This is a genomic window from Synechococcus sp. CCAP 1479/9 (genome assembly GCF_019038535.1).
In the GTDB taxonomy this organism is placed as follows: Bacteria; Cyanobacteriota; Cyanobacteriia; order PCC-6307; family Cyanobiaceae; genus Cyanobium.
In genome coordinates, this window is sequence record NZ_JAFKRK010000039.1 from 26,734 (window position 1) to 35,791 (window position 9,058).

The following is a 9,058-nucleotide window of genomic DNA, read 5'->3' on the forward strand; positions in this document are numbered from 1 at the left end:
TTGTGCTCCTAAGCCACCGCGGCGCAGGTGGCCAGCGCCACCGGCTGATCCAGGATGGCGGCGGCGGCCAGCCGTCCGCTCATGGTGGCCCCCTCCATCGAGTCGATGTAGTCCTGGCGGGTGTAGCTGCCGGCGAGAAAGAAGTTGGCCACGGGGGTGCGCTGGTCGGGGCGGAACGGCTCCATCCCCGGGGCTTCCCGGTACAGGGACTGGGCCAGTTTCACCACGTTGCTCCAGACGAGCTGCAGGCCGGCGGCGGAGGGGAACAGCTCACGCACCTGCCGGTCGGTGTGGGCGACGATCTCCTCCGTCTTCTTGGGGATCCAGGGATCCCCGGGGGTGAGCACGCACTGCAGCAGGGAGCCGAGGCCCTCGCGCCGGTAGTCGGCCGGGCTGGTCAGGGCCAGATCGGCGAAGCAGCTGAAGTCGGCATCGGCCGTGTAGAGGAGGTTGTCGAGGCCCGCCGGACGGCCCAGGTCGGCCCGGCGGGCGGCGGGGCCGGCGCCGTCGCCCAGTTCGGTCACCCAGCCGTCGTAACGCAGCTGGACGGTGGCCACCGGCACCGTCTCGAGCCGGTCGATGGCGGCGAACTCGGGGAAACGGCGCCAGGCCTGGGGCAGCAGCCGCTGGGCTCCCGGCACATCGCAGGCAGCCAGGTAGGCGTCCGCCTCCACCCGCTTCTCCCCGTCCGGGGTGCCCAGCACCAGGGAGGTGACGACGGTCTGGCCGTTGCGCTCCTCGTGGCGCACCTCGCTGACCCGGTGGCGCAGGTGCAGGCGGCCGCCGCGGGCCTGGATGTAGTCGAGGATCGGGCCGGTCAGCCAGCGGTGGGGGGATCCCTTGAGCAGGTTGAGCTTGGAGGCCTCCGTCCGGGAGGCGAACATCATGAAGATCGTGAGCATGCAACGGGCCGAGATGGCCTCGCAGTCGATGAAGCCGAGCGCATAGGCGATCGGGTTCCACATCCTCTGAATGCTGCGGGGGCTGCCCCCATGGCTGAGGAACCACTGCTGGAAGCTGATGGCATCGAGGGAACGGATCACCTTCATCGCCCCCTCGTAATCCACCAGCCCCCGGACGATCGGGCTCGTCCCCAGGGCGAGGGCATTGCGCAGCTTGTCGATCCAGTCGAGCTGGGGGGTGGTGAAGAAGGCCTTGAGGCCGTTGAAGGGGGCCCCGACGGGAAAACGGAAATCCAGGGCCCGCAGGTCGCCGCCGCGGTTGACGAACAGGTGCCAGTGCTCCTTGGGCAGGAGATTGTCGATGGCGCCCACCTTGCGCATCAGGGCGAAGAGGTTGGCGTAATTGAAGAAGAAGACGTGCAGCCCCATCTCGATGTGGTTGCCGTCCGGGTCCTCCCAGCTGCCCACCTTGCCCCCCATGAAGGGGCGGGATTCATACAGATCGACCGTGTGACCGGCGTCGACCAGATCGACGGCCGCGCTCAGACCGGCCAGACCCGCACCCACGATGGCGACCCGCACCCTTGGATTCCCGTGAAGGTCCTGACTCTATGGACCGGAGCCTACCCACCGGGGAGGGATCTCCATAGAGTGGTCTTTCACCGCGTCGTCCGGCGGCCCGATTCCCCCCATCCGACCCCCCTGCGATCGATGAGCAGCCCCACCCAGACCCCGATCCCCAGCCCGGCGGCCACCCTGGCCGCCACTGAAACCGCCACCCAAGCCGCCGACGTGGCCGTCACCCACACCGGTGTGGACGGCAAGGGCATCCTGATCACCGAGCCGGCCATGCGCCAGCTGGGCACCCTGATGGCCTCCCAGGGGGGCGAGAAGGTGCTGCGGGTGGGTGTGCGCTCCGGCGGCTGCAGCGGCATGAGCTACACGATGGATTTCATCGACGGTTCGGAGATCCTTCCCGACGACGAGACCTACACCTACGAACCCGCCGGCGCCCCCAGCTTCCGGGTGGTGAGCGATCCCAAGAGCCTGCTGTACATCTACGGCATGCAGCTGGACTTCTCCTCGGCCCTGATCGGCGGCGGCTTCAACTTCACCAATCCCAACGCCTCCCAGACCTGCGGCTGCGGCAGCTCCTTCGCCGTCTGAGCCCGGGCCGGTCCATGGCGTGCCGGACCCGTGGCATGGGAGTCTGACGATCCCCACCTCACCACCCCCAGCCGCCATGACGGCCCAGCAGGAGTCCCGCTTCGACCAGGCCATCGCCCGCTACCAGCAGGGTGCCGCGCCTGAGGAGCTGATCGACGAGTTCCTGCAGATCACGGCCCAGGAGCCGCGGCAGTCGGCGGGATGGACCTGTCTGGCCTGGCTGCAGCTTCTGCTCGACCAGCCCCAGGCGGCCCTGCCCTCGGCCCGCAACGCGGTGAAGCTCAATCCCCAGGATCCCCAGGCCCGCATCAACCTGAGCGTGGCGATGCTGGAGACCGGCGCCAAGGGGGTGCGCGAGCACATCGAGATGGTCAAGCGGGTGATGCTGATGGCCCCGGAACTGGCGGAGGAACTGCAGGGTTCGATCGCCGATGGCCTGCAGCGGCGGCCGGGCTGGCAGGCCCTGGAGAAGGTGAAGGCCTGGCTCAGCTGAAGCCGCCGGGGCCCCGGCCAAGGGCCTCGAGCACGGTTTCGGCGATGCGCCGCGAGCCCCCGGGCGGGCCGACCCGCTCCAGGGCGGCCTGGGCACAGCGCTGGGGCAGGTCGGGGTCGGCCAGCAGGCGCTGGATCAGGCCAGCGGCCTCCTGGAGCTCGGCCGTGTCGGCCGGGCGCCGCCCCACGGTGTGGACCGTGGGACCCAGCAGCCGCATCTGGGATTCGGCGAAGGCATAGCTGAACTGGGGACCACGGCCCACCAGCTGCACCACCGGCAGACCGAAGCCCACCGCCTGCTCCACGGCGGTGCCGGCCATGCCCACCACCAGGTCACTGACGGCCAGGATCGCGGGCAGGGCCCCCGGCAGCAGCCGCACCTCGAGCTCACCGCCGGCGGAGCGGAGCACGCCGCCCTCCAGCTGCCAGCCGACCGCCGCCGCCAGGGGTCCAAGTTCCCGCCAGTGGGGGCTCTCCACCACGGCCACCAGGAAGCGCCACGGCCCCTCCCCGGCCCGTTCGCCCAGCTGGCTGCAGAGCCGCAGCATCAGCACCAGGTTGTGGAGGGCCTCCGGGAAGCGGCTGCCCGGGACCAGCGCCAGGGTGCAGGTGCCCGGCAACCGGGCCACCTGGCCGTCGTCCGGTGGCGGCAGATCCATGATCGGGTAGCCGCGGAACAGGGCCTTGGCCTGGCCCTGGGCCTGGAGGTCGGTGGCGGTGAAGGCATCGCGGGTGAGCACCACGCGCACCCGCCGCCGCCGGCAGCACCAGCGGGTGAGGGCGGACAACCGCAGCCGGCCCTCGTAGTAGCTCGAGGTGGAGACCAGGAACACCACCGTCGGCCGTCCCGTGAGCAGGGCGAAGATCAGGGGGACGTGGTCACCGATGCTGACCACCAGATCGAAGCGGCGACCCTGGCGCCAGGCCGTCCAGAGCTGGGCCAGGCTCTGCTGCAGCCAGCCCGCCGCCAGGTCCTTCCAGAGGTTGAGGCCCTGGTACACCATGCCCCCGGACGGCAGGCTGCGGCCCGCGTAGAGCAGGGGAATGCCCCGGCGTCCATAGGCCGATCCGGCCCCGACGATGGGCAGGGCCGCCAGTTCCAGCCCCGGATCGCACTGGCGCAGGCCATCGGCGATCAATCCCCCATTGAGATCCTCCCCATGGCCGTTGCTGATCAGCAGGATCCTGGGAGCGGGGGAAAGGGGCACACGGGACACCAAGCACGGTCGAGTTTAGGTTTGGGCTCACCGGGGATTTCCCCCTCCCGGCTCACCCCCCAGGCATGAGCACTCCCGCCACCGGCCCCGTCGCGCAAGTGCGCCGCGTTCTCGATGTCGTGCTGGTGGCCGACGTCTTCCTGGTGCTGGCCGGTGCCCTGTTCTTCGCCGTGGCGGTGGTGCTGCACGGGCAGCGGCTGGACGCTCCCCTGGAGCTCTTCCAGCGGCTGTGGCAGCCGCTGTTCACGCCGGCCATCGGCCTGCTGATGGCGGCGGCCCTGCTCAGCGGCGGGCTGGGCTGGTGGCAGCGGCGAGGGCAGCGCTGAGCTCCGGGTACTGGAAGTGGAAACCCTGGGCCAGCAGCCGCTCGGGGCGGACCTGCTGCCCTTCGAGCACCACGGCGGCACCGTCACCCAGCAGCAGCTGCAGCAGGGGGCCGGGCACCGGCAGCAGGCTGGGGCGGCCGAGGGCACGGCCGAGGCTGGAGGCGAAGATCCCCATCCGGGTGGGCTCCGGGGCCACGGCGTTGTACGGGCCGGCGTAGGCGTCGTCCTCCAGGGCGGTGACGATCAGCCGGCAGAGGTCGTGGCGATGGATCCAGCTCATCCACTGCTGGCCGCTGCCCACCGGCCCGCCGAAGCCGGCCCGGAACACGGGCAGCATCTTGCCGAGGGCGCCACCGTCGGGGCCGAGCACGATGCCCACCCGCAGCACCACGATCCGGCAGGCCTCGGGGGCGACCTGGGTGGCGGCTTCCCAGCGGGCGCAGAGACGGGCCAGGAAATCGTCGCCGGGGGGGCTGGCCTCCGTGAAGCCGGCCTCCAGGCTGGTGCCGTAGTACCCCACGGCCGAGCCGTTCACCAGCACCCGGGGCGGCGTGGCCAGGGCCGCCATCGCCCGCACCAGCTGGGTGGTGGTGCCGATGCGGCTGTCGAGCAGCCGCTGGCGGTGGACCGGCGTCCAGCGCTGGTCGGCGATCGGCTCCCCGGCCAGGTTGACGACCCCATCGGCCGCCGCCAGGGCCTCCAGCAGGGCCGGCTGGGCCCAGCTGGCCGGGTCAGAAGGATCGCAGCAGAGGGTGGTGAGCCGGGGGTCCGCCGCTTCGCTGTCGGGCCGGGCGCGACGGCTCACCAGGGTGAGCTGGTGGCCGAGGTTGAGCAGGAACGGCACCAGCTCCCGGCCGACGAAACCCGTGCATCCGAGCAGAAGCAGCCGCATGCCCACCGTTCCATCGGAATCCAGAGCCGAGGTTAGGTTCCGGCAGCCCTAACCTGTGCCGAACCCTCCTCTCCACGATGGCTGAGTCCGCGCATGCCGCTCCCCCGAGCCTGAAAAAGGGTGCCCTGGTCAGGGTGAACAGAATCGCCTATACCAACAGCCTCGAGGCCGGGGCCAGCGACCCGGTGCCCCCCGGCTACCTGTTCGAAGGGCCCGGGGAGATCCTGGCCATCCAGGGGGAGCACGCCCAGCTCCGCTGGCGCCTGCCCGTTCCCGACGTGTGGCTGCGGCTCGACCAGCTCGAGGCGATGCCCGCCGCCTAGTCACTCCGCGCCGCCTAGATCTCCACCCGGCGCCGTTCCTCCTTCAGGCGGCTGCGGCGCAGCCGGGCCTCCCGCAGCATCTCCTTGCCGTCATGGAGGTAGCTGTCCACATAGCCCATGGTGTAGCGCTCCAGCTCCACCAGGGCATCCTGCACCTGGCTGAGGCAGTGGTAGAGGCTGAGGCCGAACCCCTTGGCCGCCGATGGGCAGGCCCGGGACCGGTAGAGGGCCTCCACCTTCTCCATGCGCAGCCGGCTCTGGTCGAGGAAGGCGCAGAACGCCCCCATCAGCTCGTCGTCGTAGGGGTCGGCGGCCAGGGAGCGGAGCTGGGCCGGGAACGGATTGATCACCTGGCCGATCAGCCGGTCGATCGGCACGTACACCTGCTGGAGCCAGGCCAGCAGCTCCTCGTCACTGGCGGCGCCGACGCCGCGATGGCGCCCCCCCCCTGTCCGGTTGGCCGCCCCGGCACCGCCTGCGGCAGTGCGTGCCGGCACGCCAACGCCGGCCCCGTGGTCGTAATGGCGCCGGCGGTCCCCGTCGCCCAAGACTTCCCAGGCCGCATTCAGGGCCAGGATCGTGCGCGGATCGCCGCCGGCATCCGGGTGATGGCGTTTGACGAGGGCGCGGTAGGCGGCCTTGATCTCGGCGGTGGTGGCCCCTGGTGAGACCCCGAGGATGGCGTAGTGGTCGGCGGAGGTCCTGGCCATGCGCTGGCGGCGCCATCTGGCTCCAGCATCGCCGATGGGCCCGCCCGGACGGACCCTCACGCCTGCCCATGAAAAAGCCCCCCTGGGAAGGGGGGCCAGAGGGTTGTGAGGAAAAATGAGGAGGAAGGAGCGCCGATCCGAGGGTCCCGCGGGGGGACCCGAAGGAATCAGAACTTGAACTGGGTCTGGATCAGGCCGCCGAGCACGCTGCTGGACTGGCCGATGGTGGTGAACTGGCCGTTGGGGCGGCTCAGATAGAAGAGCGCCGGGGTCACGCTGATGTTGTCGGTGACCTGGAACTTGTACCACCACTCCCAGGCGAAGTTGCCGTCCTGGGGCGTCTGGCCGTTGCGCAGGGAGGTGGCGAACACCGGCTGACCCACGGCCATGCCGGCCTGGTTGCCCTTCATGAACACGTCGTTCCACTGCAGGCCCACGCTCCAGGACTGGCTGGCGCCGCGGTTGGCCGACTGGTTGAAGGTCGGAACCGTGTCGAACGTCGGCACCCGGATCGCGGTGGCGCCCCTGCCGATCAGGGCGGTCTGGGGGTTCAGCTGGGGCTGGGTCATGGCGTTGTAACCCCAGCCCAGGTTGATGGAGGGGATCCAGCCGCTCTTCTTGGGCTGCCACGCAAAGGTGGTGGCGAAGTTGTTGGAGTAGGCGGCACTGGTGCCGAAGTTCTCCGAACCCAGGAAGGTGTTGGTGATGGCGGGGCAGTCGACCGCCGCCTGGGCGAAGGTGGTGCCGCGGCGGAAGTTCTGGCCGCACTGGACGTAGCTCCAGGCGAAGGCGAAGCGCCAGTTCTTGCCGGCGAAACCGGCCTGGGTGGTCCAGGTGCCGCGGCTGCGCTCGTTGAGCAGGCCGCCCGCGTTCGGGTTGCCGTTGTCGGCGTTGGGGGCGACGTAGGCGGTGGAGATCGCGAAGAAGGGCTTGCCCTTCTTGACGTTCTGCTTCCACATCAGGCCGAAGGTGGCACCGGTGGCCTTGTTGTAGGTGCCGGGGGCGCCGTGCAGCGTGAAGACGTCGAGGATTTCCGACCGGTAGAACCAGGGAGTGATCGCCAGGAACTCGGTGTTCCGCGCCTTGGCGCCGATTAGGGCGGTGAAGTCACGGCCGATCGGGAAGCGGTAGTAGAGACGGTCGATGTTGACGACGTCAGCACCACCCACGGGGGAGAAGGCGCGATCCAGCGCCATCAGGTTGTAAGGCTGGCCGCCGAAGGGGCTGTTGTTGAAGTTGCCGCTGCGCAGACGGGTGTACAGCAGGTCCTTGCCGGTGAAGCTGGTGAGGAAGTTGAGGCGGATGTCGTAGTTGAACACCGTGGCGCCCCAGTTGCGCCGGTTGTTGGCGGGGAAGGCGTTGGCGGCGGCGGCGGGGACGCCGACGGCCGGGTTGGGCAGGCCCTGGTTGCCGCCGAAGCTGTTGGAGCCGATCACGAAGACGGCATCACCCTGGAGCTTGGTGGTGGTGGAGAACTGGGTGGCTTCGAGTTCGCCCACCTTGGCCTCCAGGCCATCCACCCGGCCGCGCAGCACGGCGAGTTCCTTCTCGAACTCGTCCATCAGGCGCTTCAGCTCGTCGGTCACTTCGGTGATCCGGTCGAGGCAGGCGTTCAGCAGGGCCGCCGCTTCGTAGCGGGTCATGGCCTGGCGCCCCTTGAAGGTGCCGTCCGGGTAGCCGGCGACGCAGCCGTAGCGCTCGACCAGGTTGGAGAGGGCCTGGAACGCCCAGTCGGTGGGCTTGACGTCGGAGAACTGGTTGATGCTGGTGACCTGGTTCTGGGCTTCCCAGGCCTTGAAGCGATCGATGTCCTGCTGCTCCATGTACGTGGAGATCTCAGCCCGCTGGGACTGGGAGATCTCGCCGGCCGAAGCGGCAAGTGGCGACAGCAGCCCAAGGGCCACCGGCGCCAGCAGGAATTGCTGGAAGGGTTTCATTGGTCCTCACACCAAAAAGAGGAATCCCCCGAGGGGGACGGCGCAAAGGTATAGGAATCCAGGGACACGGCAGACAGGCCTGAGCACACCAGGGCGTATCCCAGCTGACATGAGGCCCCGCTGAGCACCGCCGGGGAAGGGTCTGAACGGGAGCGGACGCTGCAGCCATCCGGCGTACCCATGGGGCCACCGGGGGGAAGCGGGTGCAGCGCCGGCTGGCAGGGGGCGCCGGGCGCGGCATTGCTGTCTCCAAAGCAGAAAAAAGCCCGGCTGCAGAGCAGCCGGGCAGAGGGGAGGACGTGGTGAGGAGACGTGATCCGAAAGGATCAGAACTTGAAGGTGGTCTTGATGAAGCCGCCGAAGTTGTTGAAATCGGAGCCCACGGGACCGATCGCACCAACGTTCTTGGAGACCTGACCCAGAGGAGCGCTCAGGTAGTAGAGAGCCGGGGTCACGCTGATGTTGTCGGTGACCTGGAACTTGTACCACCACTCCCAGGCGTAGTTGCCATCGACGATGGCGGTCGCGGCGGCGGGGCCACCGAAGACGGCGGGACCGGCGCTGACGGACGTCAGGAAGGTGGGCTGACCGACGGCCATACCGGCGGAGTTGCCCTTGATGAACACGTCATCCCACTGCAGACCGACGTACCAGGACTGGCTGGTGGCGTTGGTGATGCCGGTGGTGGAGACGAGATTCGCGGCGCCGTTCAGGTTGGTGGTGCCGTTGTAGTTGCTGCGGTTGATGCCCCAGCCGGCGCTGATGGAGGGAACCCAGCCGGAGTTGCTGGGCTGCCAGTAGGCGCTGATGCCCACCGAGTTGGTGGCGGCGGCGTTGGTCTGGAAGATGGTGGCCAGAGGCGTGCCGTTGCCGGTGTAGAGACCGGCACCACCCGAGGAATAGGTGTAGGCCGCCGCGATGCCCCAGTTGGAGCCGGTGTAGGCGATCTGGCCGGTACCCGTCTGGGAGGAGCAGGCGTTGCCGATGCCACCGCAGTTCGCCGTGCCGGCGATCGGGTTGCCCACGTCACCGTTGGCGGAGACGTAGTTGGCGCTGATGCTGAAGCCGCCGCTCTTCCACCACAGACCACCA

10 protein-coding genes are annotated in these 9,058 nt (G+C 69.2%); 4 read left to right on the forward strand and 6 right to left on the reverse strand.

What is annotated here, in order from left to right; all coding sequences use genetic code 11:
• Positions 1 to 8: 8 nt before the first annotated feature.
• Positions 9 to 1,484, reverse strand: a complete 1,476-nt coding sequence (zds, locus tag KUG38_RS14470; RefSeq protein WP_216922824.1) for a 9,9'-di-cis-zeta-carotene desaturase — start codon at positions 1,482 to 1,484, stop codon at positions 9 to 11.
• 129 nt (positions 1,485 to 1,613) lie between these two features.
• Here zds and KUG38_RS14475 point away from each other — a divergent pair, with 129 nt between their 5' ends.
• Positions 1,614 to 2,069 carry a HesB/IscA family protein gene (locus tag KUG38_RS14475; protein ID WP_216922826.1) on the forward strand — a complete coding sequence of 152 codons (456 nt, stop codon included), beginning with the start codon at positions 1,614 to 1,616 and terminating at the stop codon, positions 2,067 to 2,069.
• 76 nt (positions 2,070 to 2,145) lie between these two features.
• Positions 2,146 to 2,562, forward strand: a complete 417-nt coding sequence (locus KUG38_RS14480; RefSeq protein ID WP_216922828.1) for a hypothetical protein — start codon at positions 2,146 to 2,148, stop codon at positions 2,560 to 2,562.
• Here the strand turns inward: KUG38_RS14480 and KUG38_RS14485 are convergent.
• A complete protein-coding gene (locus KUG38_RS14485; protein WP_216922830.1) occupies positions 2,555 to 3,769 on the reverse strand; it encodes a lipid-A-disaccharide synthase-related protein in 1,215 nt (404 codons plus the stop codon). The genes KUG38_RS14480 and KUG38_RS14485 overlap by 8 nt on opposite strands.
• A gap of 74 nt (positions 3,770 to 3,843) precedes the next feature.
• Between KUG38_RS14485 and KUG38_RS14490 the strand changes: the two genes are divergently transcribed.
• Positions 3,844 to 4,104 carry a DUF8620 family protein gene (locus KUG38_RS14490; protein WP_094587316.1) on the forward strand — a complete coding sequence of 87 codons (261 nt, stop codon included), beginning with the start codon at positions 3,844 to 3,846 and terminating at the stop codon, positions 4,102 to 4,104.
• Here KUG38_RS14490 and KUG38_RS14495 read toward each other — a convergent pair.
• On the reverse strand, positions 4,061 to 4,996 hold the full coding sequence (locus KUG38_RS14495) for a TIGR01777 family oxidoreductase (protein WP_216922833.1): 936 nt from the start codon (positions 4,994 to 4,996) through the stop codon (positions 4,061 to 4,063). The genes KUG38_RS14490 and KUG38_RS14495 overlap by 44 nt on opposite strands.
• A 77-nt stretch (positions 4,997 to 5,073) precedes the next feature.
• Here KUG38_RS14495 and KUG38_RS14500 point away from each other — a divergent pair, with 77 nt between their 5' ends.
• On the forward strand, positions 5,074 to 5,319 hold the full coding sequence (locus KUG38_RS14500; protein ID WP_216922835.1) for an NAD(P)H-quinone oxidoreductase subunit O: 246 nt from the start codon (positions 5,074 to 5,076) through the stop codon (positions 5,317 to 5,319).
• A gap of 14 nt (positions 5,320 to 5,333) precedes the next feature.
• Here the strand turns inward: KUG38_RS14500 and KUG38_RS14505 are convergent, their stop codons facing one another.
• The 3 genes from KUG38_RS14505 to KUG38_RS14515 all read right to left on the reverse strand — a co-directional run.
• Positions 5,334 to 6,029 (reverse strand): J domain-containing protein, encoded by a 696-nt coding sequence (locus tag KUG38_RS14505; protein WP_216922837.1) that lies wholly within the window; start codon positions 6,027 to 6,029, stop codon positions 5,334 to 5,336.
• A gap of 167 nt (positions 6,030 to 6,196) precedes the next feature.
• Positions 6,197 to 7,966, reverse strand: coding sequence for an iron uptake porin (locus KUG38_RS14510; RefSeq protein WP_216922839.1), 1,770 nt, complete (start codon positions 7,964 to 7,966; stop codon positions 6,197 to 6,199).
• 326 nt (positions 7,967 to 8,292) lie between these two features.
• A partial coding sequence (locus KUG38_RS14515; protein WP_216922841.1) for a carbohydrate porin occupies positions 8,293 to 9,058 on the reverse strand: 766 nt, incomplete at its 5' end.

What these genes read in the sequence shown, in the direction of transcription:
- KUG38_RS14475 (WP_216922826.1), top strand. Translation starts at nt 1,614, where the DNA reads ATGAGCAGCCCCACCCAGACCCCGATCCCCAGCCCGGCGGCCACCCTG.
- KUG38_RS14480 (WP_216922828.1), top strand. Translation starts at nt 2,146, where the DNA reads ATGACGGCCCAGCAGGAGTCCCGCTTCGACCAGGCCATCGCCCGCTAC.
- KUG38_RS14490 (WP_094587316.1), top strand. Translation starts at nt 3,844, where the DNA reads ATGAGCACTCCCGCCACCGGCCCCGTCGCGCAAGTGCGCCGCGTTCTC.
- KUG38_RS14495 (WP_216922833.1), bottom strand. Translation starts at nt 4,996, where the DNA reads ATGCGGCTGCTTCTGCTCGGATGCACGGGTTTCGTCGGCCGGGAGCTG.
- KUG38_RS14500 (WP_216922835.1), top strand. Translation starts at nt 5,074, where the DNA reads ATGGCTGAGTCCGCGCATGCCGCTCCCCCGAGCCTGAAAAAGGGTGCC.
- KUG38_RS14505 (WP_216922837.1), bottom strand. Translation starts at nt 6,029, where the DNA reads ATGGCCAGGACCTCCGCCGACCACTACGCCATCCTCGGGGTCTCACCA.
- KUG38_RS14510 (WP_216922839.1), bottom strand. Translation starts at nt 7,966, where the DNA reads ATGAAACCCTTCCAGCAATTCCTGCTGGCGCCGGTGGCCCTTGGGCTG.